The organism is Brevundimonas sp., assembly GCF_041688735.1.
GTDB lineage: Bacteria > Pseudomonadota > Alphaproteobacteria > Caulobacterales > Caulobacteraceae > Brevundimonas.
This window is the reverse complement of sequence record NZ_JBDNHO010000020.1, coordinates 12805-29780: the sequence shown is the minus strand read 5'-3', so window position 1 is coordinate 29780 and position 16976 is coordinate 12805. Positions and strand designations below refer to the sequence as shown.

General features: G+C 66.4%; 17 protein-coding genes. 10 read left to right on the top strand and 7 right to left on the bottom strand.

The features are described from left to right. From ACESMO_RS02705 to aguB, 6 genes are all read left to right on the top strand, one after another. On the top strand, nucleotides 1–184 hold a 184-nt coding region (locus ACESMO_RS02705), incomplete at its 5' end, for an OmpA family protein (RefSeq protein ID WP_372706646.1). Between the two features lie 183 nt (nucleotides 185–367). Beyond that, complete coding sequence (msrA, locus tag ACESMO_RS02700) at nucleotides 368–958, top strand: peptide-methionine (S)-S-oxide reductase MsrA (RefSeq protein WP_372706645.1); 591 nt, start codon at nucleotides 368–370, stop codon at nucleotides 956–958. A gap of 71 nt (nucleotides 959–1029) precedes the next feature. After that, on the top strand, nucleotides 1030–3648 hold the full coding sequence (locus ACESMO_RS02695) for a TonB-dependent receptor (protein ID WP_372706644.1): 2619 nt from the start codon (nucleotides 1030–1032) through the stop codon (nucleotides 3646–3648). Nucleotides 3649–3805: 157 nt separating this feature from the next. Beyond that, nucleotides 3806–4807, top strand: a complete 1002-nt coding sequence (locus ACESMO_RS02690) for an agmatine deiminase family protein (protein ID WP_372706643.1) — start codon at nucleotides 3806–3808, stop codon at nucleotides 4805–4807. Between the two features lie 57 nt (nucleotides 4808–4864). Next, the gene (locus tag ACESMO_RS02685; protein ID WP_372706642.1) at nucleotides 4865–5242 is read left to right on the top strand and encodes a four helix bundle protein; all 378 of its coding nucleotides are present in this window, start codon (nucleotides 4865–4867) and stop codon (nucleotides 5240–5242) included. 34 nt (nucleotides 5243–5276) lie between these two features. Beyond that, nucleotides 5277–6146, top strand: a complete 870-nt coding sequence (gene aguB / locus ACESMO_RS02680) for an N-carbamoylputrescine amidase (protein WP_372706641.1) — start codon at nucleotides 5277–5279, stop codon at nucleotides 6144–6146. Here the strand turns inward: aguB and ACESMO_RS02675 are convergent. The 5 genes from ACESMO_RS02675 to ACESMO_RS02655 all read right to left on the bottom strand — a co-directional run bounded on the left by ACESMO_RS02675 (nucleotide 6127) and on the right by ACESMO_RS02655 (nucleotide 10371). Further along, a complete protein-coding gene (locus ACESMO_RS02675; RefSeq protein WP_372706640.1) occupies nucleotides 6127–6900 on the bottom strand; it encodes a PA-phosphatase in 774 nt (257 codons plus the stop codon). The genes aguB and ACESMO_RS02675 overlap by 20 nt on opposite strands. Beyond that, the gene (locus tag ACESMO_RS02670; protein ID WP_372706639.1) at nucleotides 6897–7394 is read right to left on the bottom strand and encodes a hypothetical protein; all 498 of its coding nucleotides are present in this window, start codon (nucleotides 7392–7394) and stop codon (nucleotides 6897–6899) included. The genes ACESMO_RS02675 and ACESMO_RS02670 overlap by 4 nt, the downstream gene beginning before the upstream one ends. Before the next feature lie 100 nt (nucleotides 7395–7494). Further along, nucleotides 7495–7845, bottom strand: coding sequence for a ribonuclease (locus tag ACESMO_RS02665; protein ID WP_372706638.1), 351 nt, complete (start codon nucleotides 7843–7845; stop codon nucleotides 7495–7497). A 108-nt stretch (nucleotides 7846–7953) separates the two neighbouring features. Beyond that, on the bottom strand, nucleotides 7954–9006 hold the full coding sequence (locus tag ACESMO_RS02660) for a deoxyhypusine synthase (RefSeq protein ID WP_372706637.1): 1053 nt from the start codon (nucleotides 9004–9006) through the stop codon (nucleotides 7954–7956). 99 nt (nucleotides 9007–9105) lie between these two features. After that, nucleotides 9106–10371: a type III PLP-dependent enzyme gene (locus ACESMO_RS02655; protein WP_372706636.1), complete on the bottom strand. Its 1266-nt coding sequence runs from the start codon at nucleotides 10369–10371 to the stop codon at nucleotides 9106–9108. Between the two features lie 248 nt (nucleotides 10372–10619). Here ACESMO_RS02655 and ACESMO_RS02650 point away from each other — a divergent pair, with 248 nt between their 5' ends. The 4 genes from ACESMO_RS02650 (at nucleotide 10620) to phnE (ending at nucleotide 14592) form a co-directional block, all read left to right on the top strand. Then, nucleotides 10620–11852, top strand: a complete 1233-nt coding sequence (locus ACESMO_RS02650) for a DUF2254 domain-containing protein (RefSeq protein WP_372706635.1) — start codon at nucleotides 10620–10622, stop codon at nucleotides 11850–11852. Nucleotides 11853–11969: 117 nt separating this feature from the next. Further along, nucleotides 11970–12767: a phosphonate ABC transporter ATP-binding protein gene (phnC, locus tag ACESMO_RS02645; protein ID WP_372706634.1), complete on the top strand. Its 798-nt coding sequence runs from the start codon at nucleotides 11970–11972 to the stop codon at nucleotides 12765–12767. Continuing rightward, nucleotides 12764–13768, top strand: a complete 1005-nt coding sequence (phnD, locus tag ACESMO_RS02640; protein ID WP_372706633.1) for a phosphate/phosphite/phosphonate ABC transporter substrate-binding protein — start codon at nucleotides 12764–12766, stop codon at nucleotides 13766–13768. Before phnC ends, phnD begins: the two co-directional genes overlap by 4 nt. Continuing rightward, the gene (gene phnE, locus ACESMO_RS02635) at nucleotides 13765–14592 is read left to right on the top strand and encodes a phosphonate ABC transporter, permease protein PhnE (protein ID WP_372706632.1); all 828 of its coding nucleotides are present in this window, start codon (nucleotides 13765–13767) and stop codon (nucleotides 14590–14592) included. The genes phnD and phnE overlap by 4 nt, the downstream gene beginning before the upstream one ends. Before the next feature lie 178 nt (nucleotides 14593–14770). On the opposite strand, the gene thrS is transcribed toward phnE, so the two are convergent. Then, entirely contained in the window at nucleotides 14771–16696 is a 1926-nt protein-coding gene (gene thrS, locus ACESMO_RS02630; RefSeq protein WP_372706631.1) for a threonine--tRNA ligase, read from the bottom strand. Then, nucleotides 16693–16944 (bottom strand): membrane protein insertion efficiency factor YidD, encoded by a 252-nt coding sequence (yidD, locus tag ACESMO_RS02625; RefSeq protein ID WP_372706630.1) that lies wholly within the window; start codon nucleotides 16942–16944, stop codon nucleotides 16693–16695. The genes thrS and yidD overlap by 4 nt, the downstream gene beginning before the upstream one ends. Between the last annotated feature and the right edge of the window lie 32 nt (nucleotides 16945–16976).

Sequence of the window (16976 nt, the reverse complement as noted above, 5' to 3'; positions counted from 1 at the left end):
GGCCTACAACGTCGGCCTGTCGAACCGCCGCTCGCGGACCGTGGCTGACGCTCTCGTCGGTCAAGGCGTCAACGGCGGCGTGATCTCGCTGGACGGCAAGGGCGAAACCGCCCTGGCCCGCGCCACCGCCGACGGTGTGCGCGAGCCGCTCAACCGTCGCGCCACCATCGGCATCAACTTCTAGGGTTGATGTCTAACCCGGTCCTCGGCCTCAAGCAGGCCGAAGGCCGGTAGGCCAAAAGTACAGAGCCGCCGGTCCCGAAAGGGGCCGGCGGTTTTGCTTGCGGGGCGGATTCGATGAAACCATCGCCTTTCCGCCGCCTCAAGCGCCGCCCAAGCCAGCGACAGCGGTCGCCGCGAGACGGCAGTGTTCGCCGGCGGGTGCTTCTGGTCCGTCGAGGCCAGTCTCGAGGCCATGCCCGGCGTCGTTGCGGCCATCTCGGGTTTCGCGGGCGGTCGCGTGGCCAATCCCGTCTACGAACAGGTGATGCGCGGCGGAACTGGACACCTCGAAGCGGTGCAGGCGACCTTCGACCCGGCCCGCATCAGCTATCGGCAGTTGGTCGATCGCTTCTGGCTGACCATCGATCCGACTGATCCCGACGGAAAGTTCTGCGACCAGGGCGCGCCCTGCGTCACCGCGGTGTTCGCCTCGAACGGCCAGAAGACCGCCGCCGAGGCGTCGCGTCGCGCGGTCGCCGCCCGAATCGGCGCAGCCTGGTTCGTCACGCCCGTTCGGGATGCCGCGCGATTCTGGCCGGCCGGGGCCGAGCATCAGGACTTCGCCCGCCGCAATCCGGTCCGCTACGGCGGCTACACCCGGTTATGCGGCCGCGCGGCGCGATTGCGCGCGGTGTGGGGGATAACTGTCCCCATGGGTGTGGCCCTTGCGCCACCCCCTTGCGCTGTCACGCCACTGTCACACGACTGTCGTCTCACCTTCCCATCCGCGCCCTAGACCGGGTTTGATGTCGACTGGCCGCCGCCGGGCGCAGGGCGCTCACGCCCATCCATCGGGGATAGATGACAATGATGAACCGCAAACGCGCGTTCTGGGCGACGACCGCCCTCTTCACCGGCCTGCTGGTCGCCGGAACGGCCTCGGCTCAATCGTCGGGCACGGTCGCGACCGAAGCGACCGAACTGGACAGCGTGACCGTCACCGGTTCGCGCGGCCCCGCCACCACGGACGGCTCCATCATCGCCGAAACCATCGCCAAGACCCGCTCGACGATCACGCAGGAGTTCATCTCAACCCAGTCGCCCGGTCAGTCGATCCTTCAGTCGCTGAACCTTGTCCCCGGCCTGACATTCACCAACGCGGATCCCTTCGGCAACTCGGGCGGCAGCCTCCGCCTGCGCGGCTTCGACGGCAACCGCATTTCCCTGACCTTCGACGGCGTTCCGCTGAACGACACCGGTAACTACGCCATCTTCAGCAACCAGCAGCTGGATCCGGAACTGATCGAGCGCGCCTCGGTCAACCAGGGCTCGACCGACGTCGACAGCCCGACCGCCTCCGCGACCGGCGGCACCATCAACTACAGCGTAGCCCGCCCGCTGGAAGAAGCCGGCATTCAGGTCGGTGCCGCCGTCGGCGACTTCGAGTACGGCCGCTTCTTCATCAAGGCCGACACGGGCGCCTTCGGTCCGTGGGGCACCACCGCCTACGCCACCTACTCATACACCAACTACAACAAGTTCAAGGGTCCGGGCGAGCTGCAGAAGCAGCAGGTCAACGGCCGACTTTTCCAGAACATGGGCGACGGCGACTTCGCCAGCCTGTCGTACAACTTTAACCGTAACCGCAACGCCTTCTACAACAACTTCATCAACCAGGCTCAGTTCGCGTCGGGCAACTTTCTCGAGAACGACCAGGCCTGCTTCCGTCCCACCGGCGTGAACGGCACGGCTCAGAACGAGTTGACGCAATCGACCCGCGTCCTGTCCGACGGATCGATTCTGGCCGGTAGCTGCACCAACTATTTCGCGCTGCGCAACAATCCGTCGAACACCGGCAACATCCGCGGTGCCTTCAGCTACGGCATCACCGACAACCTGCGCTTTACTTTCGACCCGTCCTACCAGTTCGTGATGGCCACGGGCGGCGGCTTCACCGCCATGTCCGAGCGTGACGACCGACTGGACCTGGGTGGCTTGATCGGCACGGACATCAACCGCGACGGCGACACGCTGGACACGGTGACGACCTACACTCCCTCGCTGACCAACACGAACCGTTACGGCGTGCTCAGCTCCCTGATCTGGGACGCCAACGACGATCATCGCTTCCGCGTGGCCTACAGCTATGACTACGGCCGTCACCGCCAGACCGGCGAGGCCATCCGCACGGACCGGTTCGCCAACCCGCTCAACGTTTTCGGCGGCAGCAAGAACTGGGGTTTGCCGGGCGAGCGTATCTTCGCCTTCAACGGACAATCCTTCTTCCGTACCCGCGACCGCGCCTCGATCGCCGAACTGAACCAGATCTCGGCCGAATGGCGCGGCCAGTTCCTGGACGACTCGCTGACCATCCAGCTGGGCGCCCGCGCTCCCTACTTCCGCCGCGAGCTCAACCAGAACTGCTTCTCGCAGAACGGTTCTTCCGCTGTGCTCTGCACGGCCCAGACTCCTAACGCCCCTCTGGCCAACGGCAATGTGACTTTCGGCGTCAGCGCGACCCAGTTCATCGCGCCCTACCAGGCCGAGCTGGAGTATGACGCCGTGCTGCCGAGCGGCGGCGTCACCTGGCGCTTCGCCGAGTCTCAGACGGTCTATGTCAGCTACGCTGAGAGCCTCTCGGCCCCGCGGACCGACAACCTCTACCAGCCCGTCCGTAACGCTTCCAACCAGATCGACTTCTCCGAGGTCCAGCCGGAAACGACCAAGGCCTATGATCTCGGCTACCGCTTCAACAACGGCGATATCATCGCGTCGGCCGCCGTCTGGTACAACCAGTACAGCAACCGCATCGTCTCTTCCTTCGACGCCGATCCGGCCTCGCCCTTCTTCGGTCAGTCGATCGACCGCAACGTGGGCGAAGTCGAGCTGATGGGCTTCGACGGCGCCATCGGCTGGCAGGCCTCCGACCGCCTGTCGCTGTACGTCTCGGCGGCCTACAACGAGAGCGAGATCAAGGACGACCTGCGGCTCGGCAACTTCAGCTGTACCACGGCCAGCCAGCGTCCGGGTTCGATCCCGGCCTGCCCGGTCGCCCCGGCGAGCCTGCTGATCCCGACCTTCCTGCCGACCGCCGGCAAGGAACTGGTCGAGACCCCGGACTGGACCTTCGCGGCCCGCGCCGACTACGACGTGTCCGAGAACCTCAGCGTCGGCCTGCAGGCCAAATACGTCGGCGAGCGTTTCTCTACGGACGTCAATGACGAGATCTTCGACGCCTATACGGTCGTCGATTTCGACGCCCGCTACGACCTGACCGAGGCCCTCAATATCAAGGACGCCTTCGTTCAGCTGAACGTCACCAACCTGCTGGAAGAAGAGTACCAGGCCAATATTTCGACGGGCACCAACGCCCTGGCGGTCGCTCAAAGCGCCGACCCGCGCGTTACGAACCGTTCCGGCACGGTCCGCACGGCCTCGGTCGGCGCGCCGCGCACCTGGCTGATCTCGATCGGCACCCGCTTCTAGGGCGTCGAAAGACCAAACGAAACGAGGGCGGTCCGGAAACGGACCGCCCTTTTTCATGCGCGTGGGCAAGTGGGCCACGGAGCGCTCGTGTTGAAGTCGGTGTCCGGCGTGTCTATCTGGCGCTGTCACCCTCGCGTCGCCTGAAAGCTCACCCGCTATGATCCAGCCCGTGCCCGCCGAATGGTCGCCGCACCGCGCCATGTGGGTCGGCTGGCCGAGCCATGACGAGCTGTGGGAAGGCAACCTCGAGCCGGCCCAGGCCGAGGTCGAGGCGCTGGTCCTCGCCCTGGCCGGTCCGGGGCGCGAGCGGGTCAGGCTGATGGTCGGAAAACGCGAGGCGTTTGATGACGCAAAGGCGCTGTTCGCGGGCATGGACGGCGTCGAGGTCATCGATGGCCGTTTCGGCGACATCTGGCTGCGCGATACCGGCCCGATCTTCGGAGCGGGGTCCAGGTCCGCCGCCGCCTTCCGCTTCAACGGCTGGGGCGGAAAATATGAGCTCGAGCATGACGACACGGTCGCCGACCAGATCGGTCAGGCGTCGGGCGCGCCGCTGACGCGCAACGCCTTCATCCTTGAAGGCGGCGCTCTCGACCACGATGGGCAGGGCACCGTCCTGACCACGCGCCAGTGCGTGCTGAACCCCAACCGCAATCCCGACTGGACCGAGGCGAAGGCCGAGGCGGCCTTGGCCGAGGCGCTTGGGGCCCGCAAGGTTCTGTGGCTGGGCAACGGGCTGCTGAACGACCACACCGACGGCCACGTCGACAATCTGGCCCGCTTCGTCGCGCCCGGCGTCGTGGCCTGCCCGGTGTCCTGGGGCCGCAATGATCCGAACGACGACGTCTATGACGGGGTGGCCAGGGCGCTGTCCGAGATGACCGACGCCACGGGAGCACCTCTCAAGCTGCTGCGACTGCCGTCGGCGGGCTTCGTCGGCGACGAGGACGAAAAACCCGCTCCGGCCAGCCACATGAATTTCCTCATCGCCAACGGCGCCGTCATCGTACCGACCTACGGCGATGCTCGCGCCGCCGATCTGGCTTGCCAAGGACTGAAGACGGTCTTTCCCGACCGCGAGATCATTCCGCTGCCGTCCATCGCCATCCTCTCGGGGGGTGGGTCGTTTCACTGCATTTCGCAGCAGGAGCCAGAATAGTGGCGAGTGGCGAGTGATTAGTGGTTGAGCGTGGGTGTCCGATCATTCGGAGCTCTGATGGCAGAAGGTGTCACCAGTTATCGCGACCTTCAAGTCTGGAAGCAGGCTATGGATTGGGTGGAGGGCATCTACGAGGCCACCGCTCATTGGCCTGCTGATGAGCGGTTCGGCCTGATCAGCCAGATCAGGCGCGCTGCCGTGTCGGGGCCGTCCAATATCGCGGAAGGGACGGCGCGCCGAAGTACCGGCGAGTTCATTCAGTTCGTCGGCATGGCTCGGGGTTCGCTGGCTGAGGCCCCAACCCAGCTGCTGCTGGCGGAACGGCTCAGCTATATCGCCGGCGCGGACGCGCGATCTCTGCTCGCGGCCTCTGACGACATCAGCCGCATGCTCGTGGCACTCTCCGCCTCCCTTGCGCGTCGCAAGAACGCGTGACCCGGCAACCACTAATCACTAATCACTAATCACCATGACCCGCACGATTTCAGTCGCCGCTCTCCAGACCTCCTACGGCGAGGACATCCAGGCCAACATCGCCAGGACCGTCGACTTGATCCGCCAGGCGGCCGCCAAGGGCGCCCAGGTGATCCTGCCGTCAGAGTTGTTCCAAGGCCCGTATTTCTGCGTCTCGCAGGAAGAGAAATGGTTCGCTACCGCCCATCCGTGGCGCGAGCACCCGTGCGTGACGGCGCTACAGCCCGTCGCGGCCGAACTGGGCGTGGCCATCCCCGTCTCGATCTTCGAGCGCGAGGGGCCGCACTATTTCAACTCCATGGTCATGCTGGACGCCGACGGCTCGGCGCTGGGCGTCTATCGCAAGAGCCACATTCCAGACGGCCCGGGCTATCAGGAGAAATACTATTTTCGGCCCGGCGACACCGGCTTCAAGGTCTGGAACACGCGCCACGGCCGCGTCGGCGTCGGCATCTGCTGGGACCAGTGGTACCCCGAAACCGCGCGGGCGATGATGCTGCAGGGCGCCGAGGTGCTGTTCTATCCGACCGCCATCGGCTCGGAACCGCACGACAAGGAACTGGACACCGCCGATCCGTGGCGTCGCGCCATGCAGGGCCATGCCGTGTCCAACGTCGTCCCGGTCGTCGGCGCCAACCGCATCGGCCATGAGCAGGTCAACGCCGCCGGACAGGTCTTCTACGGTTCGTCCTTCATCGCCGACCACCGCGGCGAACTGGTCGAGAGCCTGGGGCGGGACGAGGAGGGCGTAGTCGTTCACGCCTTCGATCTGGACTACATCGACCGCCACCGCGCCGCCTGGGGCTTCTTCCGCGATCGCCGCACGGACCTGTACGGAGCGCTGGTCAGTCCTCGCCCGGCCTGAGCGCGCGGCGCTCGGCCGCGCATCCGGCGTTGGTCAGGCCTTCGGCCAGCGCTTCCGCGACCTCGGTCCGGGCGGCGTCCAGATCGACGGCAAAGGCCGGGTCGGCAACCGCCTGCGCGTACAGGCCGCGGCCCATCTCCTGGCCCGCCGCCACGTCGGCGTCCCAGTTCATCCGGCAGACCACGCGACTGACGCCGATCTCGCGCCCCGTCGCCCGGGCCTCGGTCGCGCGGTTCGGGGCCAGGGCTGCGAACAGTTCGCCATAGGCCGCGCCCGCCACCGCGCCCGTCGCGGGCCAGGACGAGCCCCGCCGCATGGCCTCGGTTGTTCGTTGGCACGGTTCCAGTCCGGCAACCGCGCTGATGGGCCGGGGGCGGTAGCCCTGTCGCGCGACGCGTTCGCCGAGGCCGCCCACATCGATCAGCAACCGGTTCATCAACCGCGTCAGCGCCGGTCTGGGCGTGGCCGCGAGACGCGTGTTCAGGGCGCAATCGAAATGCTGGGCGGCCTTGGGTGGGCGCAGTTCGGCGTGGACGATCGCCAGCCACCAGCGATCGCTGCCGGGCAGAACGGCGTCGAAACGGGCCTGCGCCGGATCTTCAAGGGGAGGCGGCGCGGCGTTCGCCGCCAGCGCGTCGAGGGTGGTCGAGGACAGGTAGCCGGTCGCCGGTTCCCGGCCGTCGCCCGCCCCGCCGCTCGCGGCGGCGCATCCGCCCAGAAGGGCGCAGGCGGCCAGGGCGGTCGCCCGTCTCACCTGCCGGCGGTCCAGTCCAGCTGCACGCTGGTGGGGCCGCCCTCGACCGGCGTGGCGACGACGCTCATCAGCTGACCGCGCCCACCGGCGCCGTCTCCGGCCGAGAAGGCGCGCGCCTCGCCCTGGTTCATGGCCGTGATGGGCTGGAGGCCCGCGCTGCCGGCCTGGGCGCGATAGAAGGCCACCACGGCGTCGGGGGTCGCCTCGGTCGTGAAGACGAGAATGCCGCCGGGCCCGGCAGGACCCTGCGCCACCGTCGCGGGGGCTGTGACCTGTCCTCCCGGATAGACCACGGCGAAGGCGGGCGCTCCAGGCGCGGCCGGCGTCGCGGCACCTGCGCCGCCCGCGACCGACGCGGTCTCGACAACAGGCACCTCAACGGTCGCCGCCGTGGCGGCGTCGGCTTCGGCCGACGCGTCGGCGGGCGCCGATTGGCCGCACCCGGCCACGGCCAGGACCGCAAACAGGCCGGTCGCCACAAGAGTGCGCTTCATTCCGTATTCGTCCCTGGAAAGACTGTGTTGATTGAGCTCACCGTGGCGCAACCCCGTGGCGGCGGCAAGGCGACTTCGCGCCCGAGGAATGACGCGGACGTCAGCCCGTGGCGGCGTCCACTTCGCCACTCTTGCCCTGGGCGGGAGCGCCCGCCGATCCGTTCAGGTCCTCGCCGGTGTTATTGACGGGATGGGGTTCAACGCCCGCGGGTGTCTGCGGATCGACGGAGGCCATGCCCTCGCTGGTCAGGCTCTCGTTTATGGCGTCCTGATCGGGATCGATCTCGGACCCCGTGGCGGCTCCGCCCTCCAGCGATCCGGCCCGGGTGTCAGACCCCATGTCCGAACCGGACAGGGCGTCGGTCAGGGCGTCAGGTGTGCGGCCCGGATCGGGCTTCTCGACCACATCCTCCGCCTCGCGGGCGCCCTCGGTCTGGTGCTGATCGGTCATGGCCAAGCTCCTTCGGTGAGGAAGCGGGTGGGACGATCAGCGGTTCCCGAACGAAAAGAGCCGGAATCGAAATCCCGGCTCTCGTTTCGATTTCTCTTTTGACGCGGCCTATTTGCCGAACAGCTTGTTCCAGCGGCGCTTGTCGCGGCTCTTCCAGGCCCCGCGATGCCAGGCGTCGGAGCCGATCAGCGGCACCACGGTCGTGGCCTCGGCGAACACCATCTGTTCGAACGTGGTGTCCACCTTGCCCCATGACGCCGCCTCCTTGAGCGTGGACGAAGAGCAGGCCCCGTCGCGCACGTCGGCGACGGTGATCTGGACCGCGTATTTGTGCATGTCCGCCTCGACGCCGAGGATTTCGGCGCAGACGACTGTGTCCTGGGCGAAATTCTTCGGCACCCCCCCGCCGACCATGAACAGGCCGGTCGTGCCCGCGGCGATCTTGACGTCGGTCAGTTCGCGGAAATCCGCGACCGCGTCGATCATCAGATAAGGTTTGCCCTCGGCGATCCGCTCCTTCTGGTGCTTGACCAGACCGAAGCCGGCCGAGCTGTCGACAAAGGCCGGGCAGAAGATCGGCACGCCCTCTTCCCAGGCGGTCTGGATCAGCGAGCCGGGCTTTTTGGCGTTGCCTGCCGCCAGCCATTTGCCCATTTCCCAGATGAATTCGCGGCTGGAGTAGGCGCGGGGCTCCAGGGCGTTGCAGATCTCCAGGATGGTGTGGTCGCAGGCCTGAAGCTCTTGCTCGTCGATATAGGTGTCGTAGATCCGGTCGATGTAGTTTTCACGCAGGACATTGTCGTCCACCTCGCCGGCCGCCTGGTAATGTTTGAAGCCGAGGGCCTCGAAGAAATCCATGTCGACGATCGAGGCCCCGGTGGCGACCACGGCGTCGATCATGCCGAACTTCACCATGTCGCGGTAAACGTGCATGCAGCCGCCGGCCGAGGTCGAGCCGGCCAGGATCAGCCACGGCGAGCAGTCCTTATCCTCGATCGCCATCGAGAAGATGTCGGCGGCGCGCGCGGTGTCACGGCTCGAGAACGACATCTTGCGCATGGCGTCGATGATCGGACGCGCGTCGAACGACGTGATGTCCACGTGCTCGACGGTGTTCTGAAGCAGCTGGGCCTTCTGGTTGGTCTGAACGGGAGCGTTCATTGCAAGGGTTTCCCTTTGATTTGAGCGCCCGTCGTCAAAAGAAACAGCGGCCCGGACGGAGCGACGGGCCGCTGCTGATTACAATGCGTCAGTGACGGTTTAGCGCCGCGACTTCTTCCGCTGACCCGCCTTGCCCTTGGGGCGAGACAGACGAACCACCTTGCGCGCGGTCTCTTCCGCCGTAGTGCGCACGGTCGGGATGGAGCGCGGTGCCAGGCCGTAGAGCGAGGCCATCGGGGCGTCCTCGACCGCCGCGAGGTCGTGCTCGCCATAGCCGTTGAAGCCGGTCGACATCGCCACGCCATAGGCGCCCATCATGCCGATCTCGATGAAATCGCCTTCCCGCACATCGGCCGGCAGCCAGAACGGTCCCGGCATATGGTCGATGGAATCGCAGGTCGGGCCATAAAAGCGGAACGGCTTGAGGTCGGGGGACGCGTCACCGTCCCGGACCAGTTTGGTCGGGAAGGGCCAGCGCGAGTGGGTCGCGTCGAACAGCGAGCCGTACGAGCCATCGTTCAGATACAGGGCGTCGCCCTTGCGCAGGTCGACCCGACACAGCACCGAGGACGATTCGGCCACCAACGCCCGGCCGGGCTCGCACCACAGCTCGGTCGTTTCCGATACCGGCATCTCGTTGAAACCGCGGTGGATGGCGTCGGCGTATTCCTGCATGTCCGGCGGGACCATGCCCGGGTACACGGACGGAAAGCCGCCGCCGACATCGACGATGTCCACGAACACGCCTGCGCGGCTGATGGCGCGGCCGACCTGGGCCATGGCGGCCTCATAGGCGGACGGGCGCATGCACTGCGAACCGACGTGGAAACAGACGCCCATCAGGCCGTCGACCACCGCCTGGCGCGTGGCCAGCAGCAGCGACGGGGCCTGGTCAGGCGAGACGCCGAACTTGCCCGACAGAGAATAGGCCGCGCCGTCGGCCGAGACCGTCATGCGGACGAGCAGGTTCAGATCGGTCGCGTTGCCGGTGGCGTCGAGGATCTTCTGCAGCTCGTCATGGCTGTCCAGCGCGAAGGTGCGGACACCGTGCTCGAAATAGGCGCGGGTGATCGCGCCCCGGCTCTTGACCGGGTGCATGAAGGCCAGACGCGCGTCGACGCTGACCGAACGGACCAGTTCGATCTCTGACAACGATGCGACGTCGAACGCCGTGACGCCCGCCTCGACCAGGGTCTCGATGACCCAGCGCGAGGGATTGGCCTTCACAGCATAGAAGACGTCGGCCTTTAGATTATCCTGGAACCAGCGCGCCGCTACGGAAACCGAACGCGGTCGCACGAGGGCGACGGGACGTTCAGGGGACCGCTCACGGACCAGGTCCAGGGGAAATGGATACGTGCGCAATTCACGTAAACCCCTGTAATTGTTAAACCCAGCCGGCGTTAGCAGCGCATAGAGTCAGACCACGGGGTCCGCCGGAAGCCGCGATGTAGGGTCATGGGACTGTCATGTAAAGCGGTAATTTTGTGGCCCGGCCTCGGTTTGGCGACCGATGATCCGGGTCCGGAGCGCTCTTGGCCCCCCCGATGAACCCCCGCGCCCCTCCGCCGTTATGGCCAAGGTCAAAAAGCGGCCGCGGAAAGGGCTGATGCATGAATCGCTGGTTGTTCTGGTGGCGCTCGTTACGACGCGAGCTTTGGGTTCGGGCGACGCTGTACGCCGCGGCGGGCGTGGCTGCTGCCCTGCTGGCGGTTTTCGCCGCCCCGTGGGTGCCCAAGGCGGTGGCTGAGCGGCTGGGTGGGGAATCCGTCGGGTCGATCCTGACCATTCTGGCGTCCAGCCTGCTGGGCGTCGCGACCTTTTCGGCAGGGGTGATGGTCACGGCCTATACGGCGGTGTCACAGGCGGCCACGCCGCGGGTGGCGGCCCTGGTCACCAGCGACAGCCAGGTCCAAAAGGCGCTGGCCACCTTCGTCGGGGCGTTCCTCTACTCCATAGTCGCCGTGACCGCCGTCAACGCTCACTATTACGGCCAGGAGGGGCGGGCGATCCTGTTCCTGTTCAGCCTCGGCGTCGTCTGTCTGGTAGCGTATCGGCTGTTGGCCTGGATCAACCGCCTGTCCAGTCTGGCGCGGGTCGGCCACATGATCGAACTGGTCGAGGAACACGCGCGTGCCGCGCTCCGCGACCGGCGCAAGGCTCCCTCTCTCGGGGGGCGGCCCGGTCGCATCAAATCCGGCTTCACCATTCTCGCCGAAGAGACCGGCTATGTGCAGAACGTCGATCCGGCGCGGCTGCAGGACATCGCCGAGGAACAGGACTGTCAGATTGAGGTGGTGGCCCCGCCGGGGGCCTATGTTCGCTCCGGGGATTCGCTCGCCGAACTTAGCGCGCGTGACTGTTCAAAGTCCGCCTGCGATGATTTTCGCTCGGCCTTCGCCATCGGCGGTCAGCGTTCGTTCGCTCAGGATCCGCGCTTCGGCCTGATCGTGCTGGGCGAAATCGCAGCCAAGGCGCTCTCCCCCGGCGTCAACGATCCCGGCACGGCGATCCAGGTGATGGGCGCGGCGGTGCGGGCGCTGGACGAATGGGCGGCGATGGCACCTGACGGTTCCGAGGACGTGCGCTATTCGCGGCTCTGGGCACCGCCCATCGAGGAAGACGATCTGGTCGCCGACGTCTTCGGACCGCCGGCCCGCTTCGGGGCCGGTGACGTGGCCGTGGCGGTGCGGCTGCAAAAGCTGCTGCACATGCTCAGGCGTGACAAGGGACCGCTGGCCACCGCGGCTACGCGCCAGTCAAAGGAGGCGCTGACCCGCGCCCGTTTGGCCATGACCCTGCCGGAGGATATCGGGCTCGTCGAACAGGCCGCCCGCACCGGCTGAGGCGGCGGAAACGCAAGGCTCCGCTGGACGAAATCCTCGCGAACGTGCCATTAAGACTTGCCTCGCGGGCCTGATCGGGCGATGCGGCGCGCCCTTGCAACCGCTTTCAGCGTGTCCATGACCTCAGCCACCGCCGCCGTCGCGTCCGTGAAGGACGTGTCCAAGACTTTCGGCGCTCGTAAGGCCCTGAACGGCGTGTCCGTCGAGGTCGGGGCCGGAGAAATGGTCGCCCTGATCGGTCCGTCCGGTTCGGGCAAATCGACCCTTCTGCGTTCCATCACCGGCCTGCAGACCATCGATTCCGGCAAGGGCACCATCACGGTCTTCGGCGAGGTGGTTCAGAAGAACGGCCGCCTGACCGCCGCCACGCGAGGCGCGCGCCAGAAGCTGGGCATGATCTTCCAGCAGTTCAATCTGGTCGGCCGGCTGTCGCTGTTCTCCAACGTCATGCTGGGTGCCCTCGGACGTCTGCCCGGCTGGCGCGGCTTTCTGGGAGCCTGGCCGTCGGCGGACAAGCGGATCGCCATGGCGGCGCTGCATCGCGTCGGCGTGTCCGAATACGCTGCCCAGCGCGCCAACACCCTGTCGGGGGGCCAGCAACAGCGTGCAGCCATCGCCCGCGCCCTGGTCCAGGGGGCCCGGGCCATCGTGGCCGACGAACCCGTCGCCTCGCTGGACCCCGTCTCCGCCCGCAAGGTGATGGAGCTGCTGGTCGAGCTGAACAAGCGCGACGGCCTGGGGGTCATCGTGACCCTGCACCAGGTTGACTACGCCATCCGCTATTGCGAGCGGGTCATCGCCCTGAAGGCCGGCCAGGTCGTCTACGACGGTCCGGCGACCGGTCTTGACACCAAACAACTCATCGACATCTACGGTCCCGAATTCGAGGACGCGTTCTGGGAAACCAAGGCATGATCTTCGCACCCGTCACCCGCCGTCTCGGCCTGATCGCCGCCGCCGTCGCCATGCTCGGCCTTTCGGCTTGCGGCGGAGGCGACAATGCCCCGGCCGGCTCCCCACCGACGGAGATCACCTTCTCCATTCTGTCCGCCGAGGGCCAGGCCTCGTCCGGTCCGATGTGGCAGCCGCTGCTGGACGACATGGCCAAGGCCATCGGTGTGCCGGTGAAGCCGTATTTCGCGTCGAACTATACCATCCTGGTCGAGGCCATGAAGGGCAACCAGACCCAGGTGGCGTGGCTGTCGGCCAAGCCCTCGATCGAGGCCATCGACCGCGCCCAGGGCGAGGTCATCGCCCGCATCGTCGATCCGGAAGGCCGCGACAGCTACCGCTCGACCCTGATCGTCAAGGCGGGTTCGGGCATCACGCTCGACGACGTCATGGCGTGCGGCAAGAAATATGACTTCGGCATCGGCGACGCCCAGTCGACCTCGGGTACGCTCGCGCCGCTGGCCTTCCTGTTCAATCCGCGCGGCATCGTTCCGGCCCAGTGCTTCAAGACCGTGCGTTCGGCCAACCACCAGGCCAATTCTATGGCGATCTCGACCGGCGTCGTCGACGTCGCCACGTCCAACACCGTCAACACCGTTTTCCTGAACCGTCAGAACCCGCGCGTCGCGGCGCAGATTCAGGAGATCTGGCAGTCGCCTCCGATTCCCGAGAGCGGGATCGTCGTCCGTGAGGACCTCGACCCGGCGACAAAGGAGAAGATCCGCAGCTTCTTCCTGACCTACGGCGTAGGCGATACGCCTGAAGCCGAGCGCCAGCGCAAGGTGCTGGCGGGACTGAACTATTCCCGCTTCAACCCGGCGGACGACAGCTATCTGAACTCGATCCGGGAAATGGTCGCTGACCAGAAGCTGGGCGAGGCCCGCGCCGGGGGCGATGCGACGGCCGTCGCGACCGCCGAGCGCGAGTTGCAGCGCCTGCGCAGTCTGCGAGAGGTCCAGCCTTGACCGACGGGGGCCTCGTCAAGCCCGCAGTCGCGGTGACGGCCATTCCCAAGCCGCCCACCAAGTCCGTGGCGGCCTGGGCGCTCGACGTCCTGATCTGGGGTGGCGTGCTGGCGGTCCTGATCTACAGCGTCAACGACGTGGACCTGGGCAACCTGTCCCGCCTCGTGACCAATGCCGAGAATGTGCGGGACTTCGCTTCGGATCTGCTGCGGCCAGACTTCACCAAATGGCGGCTGTTCGTCGCCCAGATGTGGCAGACGGTGCAGATCGCACTGTGGGGCACCTTCCTGGCCGTCTTCCTGGCCGTCCCGATGGGCCTCGCAGCCGCCCGCAACATCGCCCCGATCTGGGTGGTGACGCCGATCCGCTGGATCATGAACATGCTGAGGTCGATCCCCGACCTCGTCATGGCGTTGCTGTTCATCGTCGCCGTGGGCCTCGGTCCGCTTGCCGGCGTCCTCGCCATTACACTGAATACGGCGGGCGTATTGGCCAAGCTGTTCTCCGAAGCGGTCGAGTCCATCGACAAGGGTCCGGTCGAGGGCGTCCGCGCCACCGGTGCTTCCAGGCTGCACGAGATCGTCTGGGGCGTCATCCCGCAGGTCGCTCCGCTGTGGACCTCGTTCGCCCTCTACCGTTTCGAGTCCAACAGCCGCTCGGCCACCGTACTCGGCCTGATCGGCGCGGGCGGCATCGGTCAGGTGCTGTTCGAGAGCATGAACAACTTCGAGTTCCGCGCCGTCTCGGCCATCGTGATCATCGTGGTGATCGCCGTGACCCTGATCGACATGCTGTCCCAGGCGATGCGCAAGCGCCTGCTCTGATCTTGTCCTTCTCCCCTTGCGGGAGAAGGTTGCAGCCCCGGACTTGATCCGGGCCTGACGGATGAGGGGTCACGCCGAATGCCGGTGCGATCGAGGACCAGATGAAGGCACCGCTTGAGCGACCCCTCATCCGACCTCGCTTCGGCCGGCCACCTTCTCCCGCAAGGGGAGAAGGATCCTAAACCGCCCGCAGATCCGGCGGCGTCGCCTCTTCCGTCAGTATACGGATCGCCTCGTCCAGCGAAACCACCTCCTGCGCCTGCGAACCCAAGCGGCGCAGCGCGACCGTGACCTGTTCGGCCTCGGTCTTGCCGACCACGGCGATGACCGGGACCTTGCCGACCGAATGTTCGCGGACCTTGTAGCCGACCTTTTCGTTGCGCAGGTCGAGCTCGGTGCGCAGACCTGCGGCCTTGAACTTTGCCTGCACTTCGCGCGCATAGTCGTCCGCGTCCGAGACGATGGTCGCCACCACGGCCTGGGTCGGCGCCAGCCACAGCGGGAAGGCCCCGGCGTAGTTCTCGATCATGATGCCGATGAACCGCTCGAACGACCCCAGGATCGCCCGGTGCAGCATTACCGGCCGGTGCTTCTGGCCGTCCTCGCCGATATATTCCGCGTTCAGACGTTCCGGCAGGACATAGTCGAGCTGCAGGGTGCCGCAGGTCCAGGTCCGGCCGATGGCGTCCTTGACGATGAAGTCCAGCTTGGGCGCATAGAAGGCCCCGTCGCCCTCGGCGATGACCGGTTCGACCCCGGCCAGCCGCGCGGCCTCGCCCAGCATGGCCTCGGCCTTGTCCCAGAACGCGTCCGAACCGGCACGGATTTCCGGGCGGGTGGCCAGGGCGATCTCATGCGTCGTCATGCCCAGATCGGCATGCACGATCCGCGTCAGGTCGATGAACGCCCGCGTCTCCTCGACGATCTGGTCCTCGCGGCAGAAGATGTGAGCGTCGTCCTGGGTGAAGCCGCGCACCCGCATCAGGCCGTGCAAGGCGCCCGACGGTTCATAACGGTGGCAGGCCCCAAACTCGGCCATGCGCAGCGGCAGTTCGCGGTACGATCGCTGGCCGACGCCGAAAATCTGTACATGCCCCGGACAGTTCATCGGCTTGAGGGACAGGGTCTCGCCCTCGACCGTCTCGCAGACGAACATGTTGGCCCGGTACTTCTCCCAGTGGCCCGAAGCCTCCCAGAATTTCCGGTCCAGCACCTGGGGCGTCTTGACCTCGACATATCCCGCAGCGTCGAGGCGGCGGCGCATATAGGCCTCGATGACCTGCCACAGGACCCAGCCCTTGGGATGCCAGAAGACCATGCCCCGGCCCTCCTCCTGCATGTGGAAGAGCTCCATGGCCCGGCCGATCTTGCGGTGGTCGCGCTTTTCGGCCTCCTCGACCCGCAGCAGATAGGCGTCCAGCTCGTCCTTGGTGGCCCAGGCGGTGGCGTAGATGCGCTGTAGCTGGGGATTGCGATGATCCCCCCGCCAGTAGGCCCCGGCCAGCTTGGTCAGCTTGAAAGCCTTGCCGACGAATTTGGTCGAGGGGAAATGCGGTCCCCGGCACAGGTCCAGCCAATCTCCCGAGCGGTAGACGGTGATTTCCTCCGTGCCCGGAAGATCACGGATCAGCTCGGCCTTGAAGGTCTCGCCGACCGACAGGAAATGGGCGATGGCGGCGTCGCGATCCCAGACCTCGCGGACCAGCTTTTCGTCGCGGTCGACGATCTCGGCCATCTTCTTCTCGATGGCGGCGAAGTCGTCGGTCGAGAAGGGCTCCTCGCGGGCGAAGTCGTAATAGAAGCCGTCCTCGATCGCCGGGCCGATTGTTACCTGGGTGCCGGGGAACAGTTCCTGCACGGCCTGGGCCAGCACGTGTGCGGCGTCGTGGCGGATGGTCTCCAGCGCGTCGGGGTCGTCGCGCATTATCAGCTTGAAGTCGCCGGAGCCCTCCAGCGGCCGGTCGAGGTCCCATTGCTTGCCGTTGATCTCGACCAGGGCCGCGCGCTTGGCCAGTGACGGCGAAATCGACGCGGCGACGTCGCGGCCCGTGGCGGCGTCGGCATATTGGCGCGAGGCGCCGTCGGGGAATTTCAGGTCAATCATGGTTTCGTCTTTGCGGGCGGCACCGGATCGTATTTCCAGCCTTCGCCGAAGGGTTGGCATTTGCACAGGCGTCTGACCGTCAGCCATCCCCCCTTGATCGGTCCATGCTGGATCAGCGCGTCCCGTCCGTAGTCAGAACAGGTCGGCCGGAACCGGCACGATTGCCCGATCAGGGGTGACAGCGTCAGCTTGTACCCGCGATGGGCCAGCCGCACGCCGCGTTCATAGAGATTTCCGCCGGATGCCATGTCGCCGCGCTTATCCCCTGCCGGACGCGAAG